The following is a 17,566-nucleotide window of genomic DNA, read 5'->3' on the forward strand; positions in this document are numbered from 1 at the left end:
CGAACATCAGTTACGGCAATATCTGGCGGAGGATCGCCTGAAACAGTATCCACCCCATGTGAAATTCACCGGCATCATCCTGATCTATCACGGTTGGGAACTGGTTTATCGGGGGGCGGTTACGAGCGGTCAATAGCACTCGGTGTTTAGATTTCAGTGCTTTCTGTTTTTTTCAACCAGCTTCATGAATAAGTTCCTCCACCAATTTTCCACTATGGTTTTTTTTCAAGAGTTGTTATAGTTTTGGAACTCCCTGTATTTGTAAAGAATGATCCTCAACCGTGTCCAGACTATGAAACTCAAGCACCATATTGATCCAACTATTGACTGCGTGTTTAAGGCAATTTTGGGAGATCCAAAACATCAGAATATACTTACCCACTTCCTCAACAGCATTCTCAAACCGCAATCGCCTCTCCATAGTGTGGAAATCCTGAATCCCTATAACGATAAAGAGTTTGTCGGAGATAAACAGACCATTGTGGATGTCAAGGCACGCGATGAAGACGGCAAAACCTATCAGATTGAAATTCAATTGACCCTCTCTCCAGCCTTGTCAGCACGGATTCTTTACAACTGGAGTGTTCTCTACAAATCCCTGATCCACAGCGGGGAGGATTTCCCACAACTCAAACCTGTGATTTCCATCTGGTTGTTAACCAGTTCCCTGCTTGAAAATTCTACTGAATTCCATCATCATTTTGAATTATGGGATGTCAAGCATCAACTTCGTCTTATTGATCATTGTTCTATCCATCTGATCGAACTTTCCAAATGGAAAAACACAATCACGCTCCCATTGGATGCGGAACAGGCATGGTTGTATTTTTTTGATTCCGCTAAAAACTGGGATGAATTGCCTCCTGAATTACAAAACATCGATGCACTGAGGTCTGCTATGGAAGTATTACAACGATTTTCGGAACAGGAACGGGATTATTTGCTCTACGAAGCACGCCTTGACGCAATAAGAGATGAACGTGCCCGTAACAAGCTTTATGAAACGACCGCGAAACAACTGGCAGAAGCCCTTCAACGGGAGACCCTGGCTCATGAGCGAGAAGCTCTGGCTCAAAAACGAGAAGAAGAAGCTCAAAAACGAGAAGAAGAAGCTCAAAAACGAGAAGAAGAAGAACGAAAACAAAAAGAGCACTTCCTGGAACTTCTCAAAAAAGCAGGCATTGATCCCACACAATAAGAGGTTTGGTGGTCAACTTTCAGAGTACCTTAGTTTTCATCGCTTTTTCAGGAAGGCTATTTTCCAGTTCCGCCATTGCCAGAATCATCCGTTTGACGCCATCCATGGCAGACATCTCTTCCAGGGTCAGATAGGTCAGGCAGATAAAAAATCTGATATGCAGGTCATACCATGAGGAAAACAAAGGCTGAACCTGATCATAAAAACTTTGCAGATTGTGTGAGGCTGAAACAATCAATCCCTGCAAAATAGCAAACGCTGAATCAGACAAATCTCCCCGATAATTCGACAATCTGCCATTTTCCCGATACACAGGAAACTGATCCACTCCCATGAACCGTAAAAACCAGTCGGCTTTGTATTTGCCTGCATAGGCACAGATGCCCATGAAATCAGCAATCAATTCATCCAGAATGTTGTTACGGGTGATGCCAAACAGACGTTTCAGAATATAATGGGCACACTCATGTTCCTGCCGGATCACAAACGATGCGACCTGCCATTCATCATCGGTAAACCCCATTTCACGGGAAGGCACATTGCTGTAACTCCCGAAGGTGCATATCACCAAACTGTCCTGATACAGGCTTTTTTCTGCGGCAATCGCATTGAACACTGGCCCTTGTCCGTTCCAGTTCTGTTGGGCCTGGTGTTCGGCTTTATGAAAACGGTCCCAGTTGTTATAGCCTGAAACCATGAACGCATTGAGCGACAGTGGAATGGAAACCGGTTCGTTTTTCATGGCCAGCGACTGTATCAGCGTTTCAAAATCCGCACGGTCCTCTGTGATTAAAAACGGGATTTTGCCTGCCAGACTCTGGCAGAGCAGAACATTCAGCTTTTCAGGTGATTTTAACCGGGGAGAGGGCGTGTCCAGCGGCGGAGGCAAGCCTTTACGCACACGGGCTGTGTAGTCTGATGTCATGCTGATGCCCGGTTGAACCGGGAATTGCAATTCGACCAGTTTTTTTTGAAGCATGTTGAATGCACCCTGCTGTTCTGCTTCATGGATATAATGTTTCCAGTCTGTCACAAACAGTTCATCTTCCAGTGGAAACCGCAGATATTCAAGAACGGGTTGCTGATGCCGAAAATAATTGGTGTTGTATGCCAGCAACTCCTCGATGTCAGAGGGACAAGCTCCAGCTTTTTTCAGAATTTCGGCACGTTCTTCACGGGTAATCATGGTTTCATCGTCACATTTCTCGAGAAAATTCAAACTGGCCTTTATTCATAATTTTGAACACCACGGGTTTTTCAGTCACATCGCCATTTTGATCAAATTTCTGTGGGCCCGTAACCCCCTTCCAGACTTCAGAGTTTTTCAACGCCTCTGCCAGTTTGTCCGGATCAGTCGTCTGTGCCTGTTCAATGGCGCCGGCCAACAGTTTGACCGCATCATAACCCTGAGCGGCCCAGGCATCGGGAGGTTGTTTGTAGGTCTGAAAAAAAGCGCGGGTAAAAACATTGGATTCCGCCCGTGTGTTTTTATGATGAAAGGTAGTGGCAATCACAATATCGTTTCCTGCGTCACCGGTCAGGCGGGGCAACTCGGGCACATCGATAGAATTGCTGGCAATGATCGGAACCGTGATTCCGCTTTCACGAACCTGCCTGATGAACGTTGACGACTGGGGCATGGATCCGATCAACATGATCGCGTCAAAATCCCGTTCTTTCCATTGTGTCAGCACCCTGCGAAAATTGCGTTCGGTGACTTCATGGTAGGAAAGCCGATCCACAATAAAAACATCCCGTTCTTCAACCCGTCGTTCGAAACTGTTGGCCATTTTGCGGCCATAATCGTTTTTAACATAATAAATGACCATTCGTTTGAATCCCTGTTCCTTGCAGTATTCCGCAAGCTTCAAACCAAATTCCTGATCATCCGGAATATTCCGGAACACATATTTGAATCCTTGTCTGGTCAATTGCGGGTCCGTGGAGGTTGGCGAAAGCATGAGTAATCCCGAAAATTCATAAATGGCGGAAGTGGCCATCGACACATAGGAATCCACATGCCCGATGACAGCGACAATCTGATTGTTTTCAGCCAGGTCTTTGGCGATCAATCGTCCCCGATTGACAGAATGTTCATCATCTTTTTCCAGCATCCGGATCTTTTTTTCCAGCACCCCGCCTTTGGCATTGATTTCCTCAACAGCCATCATGATTCCTTCTTTGAGAAGGACCCCCTGAAATTTCAAATCGGACCATGGACCAGCCATGCCAATCACAATTTCATCATCGCCACCCGAACCCCGATGCGGTTTTCCAAACCAGTCACAGGCGCTGGTCAGCCATAGAATCATCAAAAGAAATATGTGAAGTCGCCGCATAACATCCTTGTTTGGAAATAAGGTCAAAAAAGGTTAAAAAAGGTTAAAGGTTGAAGGTTAAAGGTTAAAGGTTGAAGGTTAAAGGTTAAAGGTCCCTTTTCCCTTTTCCCTTTAACCTTTAACCTTGTTCCCTTTTCCCTTGTTCCTTTAACCTTTTTAAACCATCTGTCGTTTAACCAGATCAGCGAATAAGCCTTCCTGATCCAGCAGTTCCTGATAGGTACCTCTTTGTGCGATCTTTCCGCCCTGAAACACATAAATCCGGTCTGCGTTCATGATCGTGCTGAGTCGGTGGGCGATGATCACACGGGTGATTTTGAGTTTTTCCAGATTTTGGGTGACGATGGACTGGGTTCGGTTATCCAACGCACTGGTTGCCTCATCAAAAAACAGAATCTTGGGTTTGTGTACCAGGCCTCTCGCAATCAATAACCGTTGTCGCTGTCCGCCGGAAAGCGTGGTTCCACCTTCACTCACAATGGTGTGAATTCCCATTGGCATTTGTTTGATATCCTCGTCAAAGCCAGCCATTCGGGCGGCTTCCAGCGCATCATCGAGCGAGGCCCCCGAAGCACCGACGATGTTGCTGTAAATATCACCGGCCATCAGTTTTCCATGTTGCAGCACAACCCCCAATTGCCGGCGGAGTGCCTGCATATCCAGTGTTGCCAGATCATGATTGTCATAATAAATCGATCCTGATTCCGGAAGTTCAAATCCGAGCATGAGTCGAAGCAAGGAAGATTTTCCGGATCCTGAAGGACCAACAAACGCCACAAACTCGCCGGGTTTGATCGTCAGCGAAATATCACGCAGAATAAACGTTCCGGTGGCATTGTAACGGAAAGAAATGTGATTGATCTCAATATCTCCCGTCAACTCTCCCGGATCCCCTTTATCCATATTGACCTCCGGCAGGGTTTCCAGAATCGGCCGGGACCGTTCATACATCGGCACAATACTGAGGATGGAAATGATCGCGCCCGCCATGGAAAGCACAGCCCCCTGAAAACTGCCGAACGCAGCGTTGAACGCCAGAAAATGCCCTGTGGACAAGGGATCTTGCCGTGCGGCAGAACTCAATACGGCAAAAATTGTCATTGAGGAAAGCATTGGAAAGGTTTCATTGAAAATTGAGAATCCATGGGTGATCAAACCAGATTGAAAAGCCAGTTTTTTCTGATGAACAAATTCACGGGACCATGCGGCAAACGCATAGTCTTCAGCCCCGGCAACCCGGATTTTGGAAACGCTGGAAATGAATTGCAGCAACATTCCTGTGATTTTTCCGCGCTGATTGAGTAAAAAACGTTGAAACCGAATCTGTAAAGCGCCCACGACAACGGTGACAACCACCATGATGCTGACCAGCAAACTGGCGATCCAGGCCAAGGTCGCGTCATAGTAAAACAGCAGGGTGAAGTTGAAAATTCCGAAAACTCCGCCGAGGATTGAAGAAAACACCGCTCCTGTCAGGGTTTGCTGAATGGCAATGATGCCATTGGTACGGTCGCTTAAATCGCCAACTGAATATTTCCGGAAAAAGGACGAGGGCAAATTGAGCAAACGATCCCACACTGCCGACTGAACGGTATTCCCCATTTTTGCTTCCAGACGCAACATGCTCATGGAACGTGTGAGCCCAAACAGAAACAGGGCAAAGCCGCTGGCAAGCAACGCCATGCTGAGCTGAAACAACTGGTTTGTCTGCGCTCCCGGAATCACACTGTCGAAAATCATTCCGGTGACAATGGGCAGAACCATGCCGAGCAACCCTCCGGCAAAGCCCATCATCAGGATCAGGAATAAATCCCGAAAAGAGCCATGCCGTCCAAATCTGAGAATTTTGAAAGCAGTCAGCAATTCCTCAGGAAACGGTCTGTAAAACATGAACGCGAAGGGTGATAATTGATCCGCAATTTTTTTAGTCACAAAAACACGTTTGGATTTGGTCGGGTCATACAGTTCATAGCCCAGTGCCAATGCCGGCAAGATGGCGACAGGCTGTTTCTGTTCGCCCCAATAACCCAGCAACGGACCATTGTCTTCCATCCACCATTTTCCTCTCAGCATGACGCGTCTTGTGCGAAATTTGGAGGCCTTGGCGACAATATCCAGCGGGTCACGCTTGAGCTGTTCATTTTTGGGAGTCTCAAAAGTGGATGCCACCTGAATTCCCTGAAGCTTGCCAATTTCCTTGCAACACAGGACCAGCGCGTCTTTTTGGCTGTGCTTTTCTGAAAAAGGACGGGCCGTATCAGGATTGATGAGGGAGATGACATTGGACAGCGATTTTTCAACAATCACCTGGTCTGCCCGCGATTTTTTCTTCAATCGTTCCGCTTCAAACCTGATGGACTTCCGCAGATTATAGCCGATGCAGGTCAGCATGAATTCATGGAAACCATCCATGCTTTTCCAAACCAGATCCTGTTGCACCAGGGCACGGGTGTCAATCGCGACAGCCCGGCATTCCCCCAGCGATTTAATCCATGTGGAGGGCGCGATGGGAAACAAATGGCCCTGTGTGATTGCGGGAAGATCCTGATAGCCCATGATCTCAAACGCGCCTTCTCTGGGTTTGAGCCAGAGCACTTCTGCGGGAGAACTGAGAATAGTGTCGGAATACACCGAAAATTCAGTGTTTTTTTCAATCTTCATCGAAGCTTTGGGAGCTATCGCTTCGGCGATTCCCCGGGATAAACCATCCACCCAGAATTCGATCCAGTCCACCAGCCTTGAACTGGCTTCCTCTGTCTCTGCCAATTGACGGATCACAAAATCCTGCAACCGTAACAGGGATGTCCCGGGACGCCCCGCCACCAGCAGTCCATAATCATCAGCAATCTGGTATGATTTCAGACCAAACAGCGCATTGTCTTCCTTGAGGCTGAATAAATAGGATCGTGCGCCAACCGGTTTCCCCTGTTCAATTTTGACAGCGAACAGATCCACCTGTCCGGACTGAATCAGAAATACGCCATCATAAAGATTGAGCAGAAACGGCTTGCTCGCGTCAATCGGCATAAAATAATCAGCGTTGCTCATGGGCTCCTTTTATGGCAAATTCTCAAGGGTCATGCTCTCGAATTGTAACAGGTATATCAATGTGATCAACTTAAGCATACAGAATGTTACTGTGAATCAATTCCCCCTTGGTTTAAGGGGGTTAGGGGGATGTAATTCTGAGGGTTAAATCCCCCAACCCCCTTTGAAAAGGGGGATTTTCTCACAGGTAAGTCATTAAGTTGATGACATTGGTATATTGTGGGGTTATGACAAATCAAGGTACCGGGTGTCAATCAGAAAAATCGGAGGTCGCATGACAGCATCAGCTCTGTCTCTTGAATTACAAAATAAATACAAACAATTAAAAGAAACACTGACCGAATATAATAAAGTGATTGTCGCGTTTTCGGGAGGTATCGATAGTTCCCTTCTGGCGTTTGTCTCGCATCAGGTTCTGGGCAATAACATGCTGGCGGTCACTTCCGGGTCAGCCAGTCTTAAACAGGCAGATCTGAAACTGACACGGTTGCTGGCACGAACATGGAACATGCCGCACCGGGTGATTCAAACCTGTGAATTGCAAAATCCAAACTATGCGGCTAATCCTGTCAACCGCTGTTATTTCTGCAAAACGGAGCTGTATCAGCAATTATCCGCAATCGCTCAAAATGAAGGCTTTCAGTGGATTGTGAATGGAACCAACACGGACGATCTGGGTGATCATCGTCCCGGCCTGAAAGCGGCAGCGGACCATCAGGTTCAGTCCCCCCTGGTCACCTGTGGATTCAGCAAACAGGATATCCGGGCACTGGCATTGTTTCTGGAACTTCCCAATGCGGAAAAACCTCAGGCCGCCTGCCTTTCAAGCCGTATCCCCTATGGTTCCGCTGTCACCGCTGAAGTGCTGTCCCAAATTGAACGGGCGGAGACTGTTTTAGCTGAATTGGGATTTACGCAGTTTCGAGTGAGGCATCATGCTGAAATCGCACGACTGGAATTGCTGGAAAGTGAAATGGAACGGGCACTGCGTCAGCATCAACTCATTCAGGAGCGGTTGAAACAATGCGGTTATACCTATGTGACCCTTGATCTGGGAGGCTTTCGTTCAGGGTCAATGAATGAATTCCTGCTGTAAATAATTTGGTGATGAAATCCTGTGGTCCGCCACGATGTCATCCCCGTGAAAACGGGGATCCTGGAGTGCGCCGATGGATTCCGTGTCAAGCACGGAATGACACCGTGCGATGGCTTGAATCGGTTGCCGTCACCAGAAAATTTACAGCAACAATGAATTTAAAAACCATGAATCTGGCTCATAGGCGACGGACTATTGATTTCCGGGAGTTGGAAAACTGAAGAAAAATGTGGTACCTTGATTGACACTGGATTCTGCCCAGATGCGGCCACCATGGCGTTTGACAATCCTCTGCACAGTGGCAAGGCCAATTCCAGTGCCTGGAAATTCACTTTTTTCATGTAAACGTTGAAAGGTTCCAAACAGTTTGTTTTTATACTGCATATCAAAGCCTGCTCCATTGTCTTGCACATAGAAGATGGGATCCCTCTTGTTCGCGTCCTCCTGATCGTGGGGTAACTGGCCCCACTCAATCCGGGTCAGCGTCTGTTTGCTGGTGTATTTCCATGCGTTTTGAAACAGATTGGTGATCATTATTTTCAGCAATCCGGGATCCGCGTCGATTTCCATGTCTGGAGCAATCATGATTTGAGCTTTGCGGTCAGGTTGGCTGGTTATTAATTCTGTTCTGATCTCATGAAGTTGAGCGGTCAGATTAACCGTTTTTTTGTAAACGGGCTGATGCGTTGACTGTGAAAGCCTGAACAGATTTTCAAGCATGATTTCCATCTTTCGAACACTTTTAAGGATGTTGTTCAGACAGGTCTGTTCATATTCACCCAATTGCTGGGTTTCTTCCTGAAGCATCTGGGTGTATCCCAGGATCCCCTGAAGCGGAGTGCTCAAGTCATGTGCCACCGAATGACTGAAGGCCTCTAACTCATTATTGCTTAATTCCAGTTGTGCTTCCGTGCGCTGGTGCGCTTTGATTTCCTCTTGTAGAAGAGTGTTTTTTTCTTCAAGCTGTTTTTGTAAATGTCTCAATTTCAGTTGAGTTTCAATGCGCACGGTGACGTCCTCAGGCTGAAACGGTTTGGTGATAAAATCCACGCCTCCCACATGGAAGCCCTGGAGTTTGTTGCCCATGTCATCCAGTGCGGTTAAAAAAATAACCGGTATGGCCGCTGTCGTTTCATCGGTTTTGAGCTGACGGCAGACTTCATAACCATCCATGTCCGGCATCAGAACATCCAGCAGGATTAAATCCGGTTTTTTATGCTGGGCAATCATCAACGCCGTGGGGCCGTTGGACGCTCCGGTAACCGAATAGTCGCTTTGGGTCAGCATGTCCTTCAATAGTTCAAGATTCTGCAGGTTATCATCCACGATCAGGATATTGGGTTTGGATGCTTCGATTTTAGACATGGTCATTTTTGTGTTCCTTGATTGAAATCCAATCGACAATTTTTTTAAATTGATAACTCTGAACCAGCGTGGTTAACGTTTCCGCAAGTGGGGGATGAACTGAGCGAATCAACAGGATCAGTTCCAACAGCAGTTCCGACTCTCCAGTCATGGCGGCAAAGCGTAGTTTGTCGAGCCATTCAGTGTTCAGGTTCTCCAGATCGCCTGAAGTTAATTCTCTTGGCATCGTTTTTTCCTCAACGGGTATGATCTCCTCATACAAATAACGGACGCCAAGGAATAAAGCTATTTTTTCAAACAACTCGGTTTCATTGAAGGGTTTGCGTATCGAATCATTGCAACCAACCGTCAAAACAGCCTCTTGATCTTCTTTTAAAGCATAGGCGGTCACAGCGATAATCGGAATTTCAGAAAATGCGGGTTGATGATTGCGCAGAGTGGATGGCTCCACGTCATTTCTCGTTTCAGATTGCTGTTGTCTGATTCGTTTTGTCGCTTCATACCCGTCCATCTCAGGCATTCGCATATCCATCAGAATAAGATGCAAGGCTGTGGTGTTCCATAATTCCACCGCTTCCAGTCCGTTTTTAGCCTCATAGACCTCAAAACCAACGGTTCGAAGCAGACCGCCTAACAGTGTGCGGTTATCCTCCTGATCTTCAACAATGAGAATCCGATAGCGTGGTTGTCCGGGTTCAAGCCCGATCACCCGGTTTTCGGGAATTTTTTTCAAAACTCTTCCGTTTTCCACGGGTCTGGCCGGGATATAAAACCGAAAAACGCTACCCTCTCCGGGTTTGCTTTCCACAGAGATGTTTCCTCCCATGAGTTCCACGTAATGTTTGACGATCGTCAGTCCTAAACCAGTTCCTTCATGATATTTCTGTTTGCCACTTTGGGTCTGCCGGAAGGGTTGAAACAACAACGCCATTTCTTCAGGAGCAATTCCCTCTCCAGTATCTTCAACCGCCACCTCCAGTCGGGAGTCCGCCATGGAATAGCCAATCCTTACGAGGACATGCCCCTTCGAAGTGAACTTGATCGCGTTGCTCAGTAAATTCAGAACAACCTGCCGGAATTTCTGCTCATCCGCATGAATAAACAGAGGCACTTCGGAAATAAACTCAAATCGAAGTTCAATCCCTTTCCCCCGGGCACGGAACGCATACATGCTTTCCAAAAAATCCAGCAATTGCTGTGGATTAAAATCCTCTTCAACCAATCCGATGCTTCCGGTCTCGATCTTGGCCATTTCCAGCACTTCATTGATCAGTGTCAGCAAATGCTCTCCGCTTTTAAGGATGGTGCCCAGTTTTTCCTGATGTGTCGCAGGCAGGGAGGTGTCTCGCTGTATCAACCGTGAAAAACCCAGGATGATATTCAACGGGGTTCTCAGTTCATGGCTCATGTTGGCGAAAAACAGGCTTTTTGCCTGGTTGGCCTTCTCCGCGGCTTCCTTGGCTTGCAATAATTCACGGGTGCGTGCTTCAACCAGTTGCTCGAGTTGCTGTTGATAAGCTTGGATTTCCTCCAACGAGCGTCGGCGTTGCACAATCCGCCATATATCATTGGCAATCAGTTGAACGGTTTCAACCTCCAGTTCGGTGTAGTCTGTTGGTTTGTTGCCCACGCCCATAAGCATCAGTGTTTTGCCGTTCTCTATTATCGGCACAGAAATCAATCGACTGAGCGGGACATGTCCCTTCGGCAAACCATGTTTGTGTGGATATGACGCATAATCGTTGAATATCACCGGGTGTTGCTGACGCAGGGAATCGGCCCATATTCCCGCACTATTGACCGGATAGTGTTTTGTCGAAACAGCCTTACAAGAAGTCTTCAGGGTGCGTTGTGACCATGTGACAAGTTCGATGTTTTTTTCATTGTCGTTGATGATGTACAGAAAAGAAATAATGCTGCCCGTGAGGTTTTCAGCCAGTTCCAGTCCGTACTGAATAAAAGTGGTCTCATCCATCGATTCTGAGGCCTGGGGTAATTCCAACAGGGCTTCGGCTCTTAATCGCTGAAGAGCCAGAGCATCTTCCGCCTGCTTGCGCTCGGTGATATCGTGCACTACGCCATGGGATCTTATCGGGTTGCCCGCCGCGTCGAAGTTTGACACGCATTTCTCACGCACCCACTTGACACGCCCATCACTCATGCGCAGACGATGGGTGATATCATAGGGCCTACGGGTCTTGATAGAATTGGTATAGGCATGGTTTACCGCGTCGCGGTCGTCCGGGTGTATTGCGTTGAGAAACGCTTCATAAGAGGCACCAAAAAGGTTCGGATCGATCTCGAATATGCGGAACACTTCATCCGACCAATCCAGTCTGCCACGGACGATATCCAACGTCCAACCGCCCAAGTGTGCGAGGCTTTCCGTTTCTTTCATACGGTTTGTGAGATTACGTACCTCTGATTCAGCCTGTTTGCGTTCGGTGATGTCTTCACCTGAACTCACCGTACCGGTGATTCGCCCTGTTGTGTCGAGGATGACATTATTGTGCCAGGCGATCCAGCGCCTTTCGCCGTTTTTGGTCAGAATACTGTTTTCATAATAATCAATATTTTTTAAGTCCCCACGCATAAGCTGTTGATACGTCTTGAAGACCGCTTCGTAATCTTCTGGAGGAAGGCAGGTCTTGAACCAGTCTTTGCCCGTCAACTCTCCGCAACTATAACCCAGAATTTCATACCCCTTGCGATTGAGGAGTTCCACCCTGGCGTTTTCGTCAAGAACAACCAGCATTATCTCCACAGTGTTTAAATACAGTTCGGTCCTGTCCTTTTCGGCCTGGATCACATTTATTGACTGTTTTTCGGGCATCTTGTGCCGATCATCTTCCAGCGATGACTGCGTGACTGCATTTTTATCCATGGAATCCTTTCATGTTTGTTTTCACAAATCGCTGATACCCCATTTATGGTTCGTTGGACGTTGGGAAACTAAAGAAAAATGTGGCACCTTGATTGACACTGGATTCTGCCCAGATTCGCCCCCCATGGCGTTTGACAATTCTCTGCACGGTTGCAAGTCCAATTCCGGTTCCGGGAAATTCGGACTTGGTATGTAAGCGTTGAAAGGTTCCAAACAGCTTGTTTTTATGTTGCATATCAAAGCCTGCGCCGTTGTCTTTCACATAGAAAACGGGATCGTTTTTGTGCTGAGGTTCCTGATCGGGAAGCAACGTCCCCCACTCAATCCGGGTCTGTGCCTGCTTGCTGGTGTATTTCCATGCGTTTTGAAACAGATTGGTGATCATTATTTTAAGCAGTTCTGGATCAGCCTGAATGTTCATGGCATCTACAATGATGATTTGAGCGTCACGCCCGGGTTGACTGTTTTTTAACTCCTCGCTGATTTCTTGAAGCAATCCGGTCAGATTCACGGAATGTTTTTCCACAGGTTTTTGTGTTGCTTGTGAAAGCATCAGGAGATTATCAATCATGGTATTCATCGTTTGAATACTTCGACTGATTCGGTTGAGATACATTTTCCCATCTTCATCAAATAGTTGTTGATACTCCTCCTGGAGCAGTTGACTGTATATCAAGAGATGCTGGAGAGGGGCTCGCAGATCATGTGCGACAGAATAACTGAAGGCATCCAATTCTCTGTTGGTTTCTTCCAATTTGGTTTCAGTACGCTGTTGCTCTGCGATTTTTTCTTGTAGACGCTCATTTTTTTCTTCAAGCTGAAGTTGCAAATTTCTCAATTTGAGGTGGGTTTCAATGCGCACCGAGACGTCCTCAGGCTGAAAAGGTTTGGTGATAAAATCAACTCCTCCTGTATGAAATCCTTTGAGTTTGTTTCCCATGTCATCCAGTGAGGTTAAAAAAATTACCGGTATGGCCGCTGTCGTTTCATCCGTTTTGAGTTGATGACAGACTTCATACCCATCCATGCCCGGCATCATGATATCCAACAGAATTAAATCCGGCTTTTTATTTCGGGCAATCATCAATCCAGTGGATCCATCTGGCGCCCCGGTAACAGCATAACCACAGTGGATCAGCATATCTTCCAGTAATTGAATATTCAGGATGTTATCGTCCACAATCAAAATGAGCGGTTTTGAGGCGGGAGCGTGTGGTGTGTTCATTTTCGTTCTCCTGTTCATTAAATCGATAATCTTTTGTATTAACAAATCGTCATAGCTGTTCCTGATTTGTCTATAGCAAAAATAGAAACACGAATACAATCCGTTTTTGGATTAAATTTTGATTTTCATTCATGGCAAGGCTTACCCTTGAACACATTATTTCACTTGCATCCACTCCTGATTTATGACAATTTTTCTCGTTAAATTTTTAGTATAATCAGCCATTTGCTGATTGTTTTTTTGCCATTTTGAAGGGTTTGTCCATGTTTCTGAAAATTATTGCTTTTATCGTCATTCACAGCGCGTTGCTTATGTCCGCTTGGGCAAATCCGTTTTCGACCGTTTCACTTCACGGCAAGGTGGTCACACCTGATGGTGCGCCTGTTCCGGATGTGCAGGTAGTTCTGCTTAAATTTACGCCCAATGCACAGGGTGAAATGCAAACCAAAGGACCTGTCGGCAGGGTTGCGGCTCCACAAGGCGAATATCTATTTGAAAACCTGCCCGTTGAAGAACATGCCAGATACCGCCTGGGAACCCGTGTGAACGGCGAATTGATGAGCAGTGACATATTTATTCTGGATGGAACGCAAAGCACCGTGGAGATGAATTTGCCGGTTGCCGCGGCACCTCGGACAGAAATGATGCCGGGTGCGCCTTCAGGCACGCATGGCCAGCTTGCGAATAATAATGCCAATGCGGAACCTGTGACGATCCGGGGCAAGATTTTGCGCAAAGATGGCTCACCGGTTCCAGACGTGAATGTTGTTCTGCTTAAATTCATGATTGATTCCACCGGCGAACTTCAAACCAATGGCCCTCTGGCTCGTGTTCTCGCACACAATGGTGAATATCTGTTTGAAAAAATTCCGCAGGATGTCAAGGCGGCCTATCAGTTGGGAACCAGCATTGACGGAGAACTGGTCAGCACTGATTACTTTTTCATGACAGGTGCCACCACGATGGAAATCGATTTACCCATTCCCTCAGTGACAGAAAACGCGGACGTGCTGGAAATTCGCCAGGAATCTGTGTTTCTGGAGTCTGGAACGGGTGAATTGATCGTTACTGAAGTGATGAATGTGTCCAATGGCACGGGCGATCGGGTTGACACCAAACGTCATCCGATCCTGATCAAAATGCCAGGGGGATATACCCAATTCATAATGCATCAGGGGGCGAATGAAAACGAATGGTCTGTTGTGGAAGGCTATCTTCAACTGAATCCTGTCTTTAAACCGGGCACATCCCAGATTGTGTTTCAATATCGTCTGCCTGCCCTGTGGGGCAGTATCTCGTTTGAAAAAATTTTTCCTGACAAGGTGCAGAGCAGAGAAATTTTTATTCAGGGTACCGGAATTCGCCTGAATCCAGGCGATGAACTTAAATTTCAAGGCAAACAGGATTTTGGTGATCGAGTTTTCCTGCAATGGACACTGACCGGCGATCACCACCAGACAACCCTGGAGGTGACAGGTTTACCCGTAGAGCAGTTTCCGTTTATTCTGGTCGGGATCGTGGTGTTTCTTGGTTCCATGGGAGGCGTGGTCTATTTCATGCGATTTCGCCTGAACGCCTGATGATTTTCATACTGATGGAAAAGGAGTGGTTATGATTGTCAAAGTATTCATTCGAAGAAATATTCCACCGGGAAAAGTGCCTGAATTGGCACCATTGATGAAACAACTACGCATGCTGGCCATCAGTCAGCATGGCTATATTTCTGGGGAAACGCTCAAGGATGTTGACACCCATCAGGACTATATCACCATCAGCACATGGCACAGCATGTCCGACTGGAAAAACTTTGAAAAGATGGCGGAGCGCAAGGCGCTGGTGGATAAAATTGAAACAATTCTGAGCCAGAAATCTCAATACATTGCATACAGTTACTAACTCTTACAGGAAATCAGGGCATGAATCACTGGGAACATCCTTCAGATAAAGACATTGCGGGGAATCGGATCAACGAATCCGCGTTTTACAACAAGAGCCTGCTGACCAATGTGTTGTCAGGTGTGTTAGTCGTTATCGGGCTAATGCTGCCGGAACCCTTTCGAAATCCGGTTCTGAGTACCGGTTTGTTCGCGGTATCAGGAGCCGTTACCAACTGGTTGGCCATTCACATGCTGTTTGAGAAAATTCCGGGATTGTATGGCACAGGCATCATCCCCGCGAGATTCAATGATTTCAAGCGCGGCATCCATACCATGGTGATGGAACAGTTTTTTGTGAAAGAAAATGTTGCCCATTTTTTTGATGAAAACGAACAGGGATCCACCCATAAATTTGATTTCACGCCAATCATTGAAAAACTGGATTTCACCCCTGTCTTTGATTCATTGGTTAAAACCATCATGGAATCGCCCATGAGCGGAATGCTGATGATGGTGGGTGGGATACAGGCGATTGAACCCATGAAAACTCCATTTATCGCCAAAACAAAAGCCGCGATTGAAGCGATCGCGCTCAGTCCTGAATTTCAGCATGAATTACGCATCCAGCTCGGAACATCGTCCATGAGTGAGGATATGATTCAGAAAGCTGAGAAAATTGTAAAAAAACGGCTGGATGAATTGACACCGGAAATGGTGAAAGAAATCATCCAGCAAATGATTCATCAGCACCTGGGCTGGCTGGTGGTCTGGGGTGGCGTTTTCGGCGGACTGATTGGTCTGGCCTCTTCTTTTTTCTTTTAGGAACGTTCAAAAATAATAAGGAACCCATGCTGATACTCGACACCTTATTGTATGCTGAAAAACTGCAGAAAGTTGGTTTCACCCCGGAGCAAGCCAAAGTACAGGCTGAACAACTCAGGGAGATTGTTGAGAATGATCTTGCCACCAAAGAAGACATCAAACGGCTGGAACTTCAGATTGTAGAAGTGAAAAAAGATATTGCTGAAATTAGAAAAGAGGCTGGTCAGAATCAGAAAGACATTGTGAAGTGGATCGTAGGCATGGGATTAACTATCATGCTCAGCACCACAGCCTTACTGTTTGCCTCAATCGCACTGTTCAAAGTTGTCATGCCGCAAGAAGAAAACATCGGTGTGACGACAGATTATCAAACGATCTTTCTTGCTGAATCCGGCATGTAGGCGGCCCTGATCTGGATGCTGTCAAAATCACACATCAAAAACAAAATCTCACCTGTTCCCGCCATTTTATTCTGGTCAAAATATTTTTTAATCGAATAAAGCCCTGATTCTTTCATGAACGATGCGACGGCTGTCGCGCAAATAGGCCGTTCAGGGTCGTCATTCAGGTAACGGTATCCCAGAATGTATCTGAGTTTAGCCCAACCGTGCAGGGACTTCTTTTTTTTGTGATATTTAACGATGCCCCGCTTTCGGGTAAGAATGTAGTGTCCAAAGACATGATTGAAATAATTGGCCACCAGTTTTTCATAACCGTAATGCGGATAATCGTAATCCCCACGAGTGATATGTTTGATCGTTCTTGCAAGTTGGGACCGGTCGGTGGTGATGATTTCATTCCGCCGGATGATCTTCAAATCTTCCTCACGGGTTCGACCGGGAGTTCGTCGGTCATTGATAATCGGGAACATGCGTTTTCTGCGGTCTTCCACAGGATACCGAGGTCCGGCCACGACATAATAGGGCAGAAGCTTGGTGCCAAAATCTTTCATATGGACAATTTCAAGACCTTTGCCGCCGATGTAATGGACAAATGCGCCATTTCCCAAATGAAACATGACATGGGAAAACGCAAAATGGAAGCCGTTGGCGTTAGCGATCAACTGCCGTACCGGAGTGACATACAGCAGATCACGCAAGCTCGTTCCGCCTTTTCGGGTATCACCTCTGACAAAAATAATATCTCCGGGCATGACTTTTCCCTGCACGGTGTAATCATCCATGGAACCAAATGTGAGTTCAGGGAAGGGGATGGCCTTGTTCTTCATCATGATCTGGGTTTTGAGTGTGATGAAATTGTGCATGAGAAAGGTGAACCGGATTTCTGAAAGATTGTAGTAGCGATTGATTATGCCATGCTCAATTTCGTCATCATCAATGGAGAAAAACAGATCACTTTCCTCCTGCATGTGATCCACATCAATGGTCGTTGCTTTGGGTGCAATCAGGGATTCCAGATATTTTTTGGAAAAATAGATTTTTCCCAACTCATAGAGCATTTTTTTCAAGCCCTCTTTAAAAGTTGGAATTTCCCTCTGAATCACACCTTTTTCCATATTCATGTCTCCTTTTTCAGTATCTCGTCAGTTGTAAGTTCTCACAGCAGGGGGTTGGTTGTTCGTGACCGTTCCATGAACCATGTCGTCAACTTAAGGCGTTCTTCGCCGAGGAATCCCCCTTTTCAAAGGGGGTATGGGGGATTTAACGCTCAGAATTACATCCCCCTAACCCCCTTGAACCAAGGGGGAATTG

General features: G+C 46.6%; 14 protein-coding genes. 7 read left to right on the forward strand and 7 right to left on the reverse strand.

Annotation, left to right across the window (positions count from 1 at the left end; translation table 11 throughout):
• Together HQM11_19660 and HQM11_19665 are read left to right on the forward strand one after the other, a co-directional pair.
• On the forward strand, positions 1-136 hold a 136-nt coding region (locus HQM11_19660; protein MBF0353253.1), incomplete at its 5' end, for a hypothetical protein.
• 132 nt (positions 137-268) lie between these two features.
• Positions 269-1,198, forward strand: a complete 930-nt coding sequence (locus HQM11_19665; GenBank protein MBF0353254.1) for an Rpn family recombination-promoting nuclease/putative transposase — start codon at positions 269-271, stop codon at positions 1,196-1,198.
• A gap of 19 nt (positions 1,199-1,217) precedes the next feature.
• On the opposite strand, the gene HQM11_19670 is transcribed toward HQM11_19665, so the two are convergent.
• The 3 genes from HQM11_19670 to HQM11_19680 form a co-directional block, all read right to left on the reverse strand.
• Positions 1,218-2,384: a hypothetical protein gene (locus HQM11_19670; GenBank protein ID MBF0353255.1), complete on the reverse strand. Its 1,167-nt coding sequence runs from the start codon at positions 2,382-2,384 to the stop codon at positions 1,218-1,220.
• 10 nt (positions 2,385-2,394) lie between these two features.
• On the reverse strand, positions 2,395-3,537 hold the full coding sequence (locus tag HQM11_19675) for an ABC transporter substrate-binding protein (protein ID MBF0353256.1): 1,143 nt from the start codon (positions 3,535-3,537) through the stop codon (positions 2,395-2,397).
• Positions 3,538-3,693: 156 nt separating this feature from the next.
• Positions 3,694-6,585: an NHLP bacteriocin export ABC transporter permease/ATPase subunit gene (locus HQM11_19680; protein MBF0353257.1), complete on the reverse strand. Its 2,892-nt coding sequence runs from the start codon at positions 6,583-6,585 to the stop codon at positions 3,694-3,696.
• A gap of 274 nt (positions 6,586-6,859) precedes the next feature.
• On the opposite strand from HQM11_19680, the gene larE reads away from it, so the two are divergent.
• Positions 6,860-7,681, forward strand: a complete 822-nt coding sequence (gene larE, locus HQM11_19685) for an ATP-dependent sacrificial sulfur transferase LarE (GenBank protein MBF0353258.1) — start codon at positions 6,860-6,862, stop codon at positions 7,679-7,681.
• Between the two features lie 192 nt (positions 7,682-7,873).
• On the opposite strand, the gene HQM11_19690 is transcribed toward larE, so the two are convergent.
• Genes HQM11_19690 through HQM11_19700 form a run of 3 tightly spaced genes read right to left on the reverse strand, consistent with a single transcriptional unit; the run spans position 7,874 to position 13,155 of the window.
• Entirely contained in the window at positions 7,874-9,052 is a 1,179-nt protein-coding gene (locus HQM11_19690; GenBank protein ID MBF0353259.1) for a response regulator, read from the reverse strand.
• Complete coding sequence (locus HQM11_19695) at positions 9,039-11,930, reverse strand: PAS domain S-box protein (GenBank protein MBF0353260.1); 2,892 nt, start codon at positions 11,928-11,930, stop codon at positions 9,039-9,041. Before HQM11_19695 ends, HQM11_19690 begins: the two co-directional genes overlap by 14 nt.
• A 43-nt stretch (positions 11,931-11,973) precedes the next feature.
• Entirely contained in the window at positions 11,974-13,155 is a 1,182-nt protein-coding gene (locus HQM11_19700) for a response regulator (protein MBF0353261.1), read from the reverse strand.
• 263 nt (positions 13,156-13,418) lie between these two features.
• Here HQM11_19700 and HQM11_19705 point away from each other — a divergent pair, with 263 nt between their 5' ends.
• From HQM11_19705 to HQM11_19720, 4 genes are read left to right on the forward strand one after another with little or no spacing between them, the layout of a single operon-like run.
• On the forward strand, positions 13,419-14,735 hold the full coding sequence (locus HQM11_19705; GenBank protein ID MBF0353262.1) for a carboxypeptidase regulatory-like domain-containing protein: 1,317 nt from the start codon (positions 13,419-13,421) through the stop codon (positions 14,733-14,735).
• Between the two features lie 31 nt (positions 14,736-14,766).
• Positions 14,767-15,051, forward strand: coding sequence for an antibiotic biosynthesis monooxygenase (locus HQM11_19710; protein MBF0353263.1), 285 nt, complete (start codon positions 14,767-14,769; stop codon positions 15,049-15,051).
• Positions 15,052-15,071: 20 nt separating this feature from the next.
• Positions 15,072-15,854, forward strand: coding sequence for a DUF445 family protein (locus tag HQM11_19715; protein MBF0353264.1), 783 nt, complete (start codon positions 15,072-15,074; stop codon positions 15,852-15,854).
• Between the two features lie 26 nt (positions 15,855-15,880).
• Positions 15,881-16,255 (forward strand): hypothetical protein, encoded by a 375-nt coding sequence (locus HQM11_19720; GenBank protein ID MBF0353265.1) that lies wholly within the window; start codon positions 15,881-15,883, stop codon positions 16,253-16,255.
• Here HQM11_19720 and HQM11_19725 read toward each other — a convergent pair.
• Positions 16,222-17,376 carry a hypothetical protein gene (locus HQM11_19725; GenBank protein MBF0353266.1) on the reverse strand — a complete coding sequence of 385 codons (1,155 nt, stop codon included), beginning with the start codon at positions 17,374-17,376 and terminating at the stop codon, positions 16,222-16,224. The genes HQM11_19720 and HQM11_19725 overlap by 34 nt on opposite strands.
• Between the last annotated feature and the right edge of the window lie 190 nt (positions 17,377-17,566).

It is taken from the genome of SAR324 cluster bacterium (assembly GCA_015232315.1).
GTDB lineage: Bacteria > SAR324 > SAR324 > SAR324 > NAC60-12 > JADFZZ01.

Bases quoted from the DNA above. Each gene is read 5' to 3' on its own strand.
- larE (MBF0353258.1), top strand. From the start codon at position 6,860: ATGACAGCATCAGCTCTGTCTCTTGAATTACAAAATAAATACAAACAA.
- HQM11_19720 (MBF0353265.1), top strand. From the start codon at position 15,881: ATGCTGATACTCGACACCTTATTGTATGCTGAAAAACTGCAGAAAGTT.
- HQM11_19695 (MBF0353260.1), bottom strand. From the start codon at position 11,930: ATGGATAAAAATGCAGTCACGCAGTCATCGCTGGAAGATGATCGGCAC.
- HQM11_19670 (MBF0353255.1), bottom strand. From the start codon at position 2,384: ATGATTACCCGTGAAGAACGTGCCGAAATTCTGAAAAAAGCTGGAGCT.
- HQM11_19690 (MBF0353259.1), bottom strand. From the start codon at position 9,052: ATGACCATGTCTAAAATCGAAGCATCCAAACCCAATATCCTGATCGTG.
- HQM11_19705 (MBF0353262.1), top strand. From the start codon at position 13,419: ATGTTTCTGAAAATTATTGCTTTTATCGTCATTCACAGCGCGTTGCTT.
- HQM11_19665 (MBF0353254.1), top strand. From the start codon at position 269: ATGATCCTCAACCGTGTCCAGACTATGAAACTCAAGCACCATATTGAT.
- HQM11_19710 (MBF0353263.1), top strand. From the start codon at position 14,767: ATGATTGTCAAAGTATTCATTCGAAGAAATATTCCACCGGGAAAAGTG.
- HQM11_19680 (MBF0353257.1), bottom strand. From the start codon at position 6,585: ATGAGCAACGCTGATTATTTTATGCCGATTGACGCGAGCAAGCCGTTT.
- HQM11_19675 (MBF0353256.1), bottom strand. From the start codon at position 3,537: ATGCGGCGACTTCACATATTTCTTTTGATGATTCTATGGCTGACCAGC.
- HQM11_19725 (MBF0353266.1), bottom strand. From the start codon at position 17,376: ATGAATATGGAAAAAGGTGTGATTCAGAGGGAAATTCCAACTTTTAAA.
- HQM11_19700 (MBF0353261.1), bottom strand. From the start codon at position 13,155: ATGAACACACCACACGCTCCCGCCTCAAAACCGCTCATTTTGATTGTG.
- HQM11_19715 (MBF0353264.1), top strand. From the start codon at position 15,072: ATGAATCACTGGGAACATCCTTCAGATAAAGACATTGCGGGGAATCGG.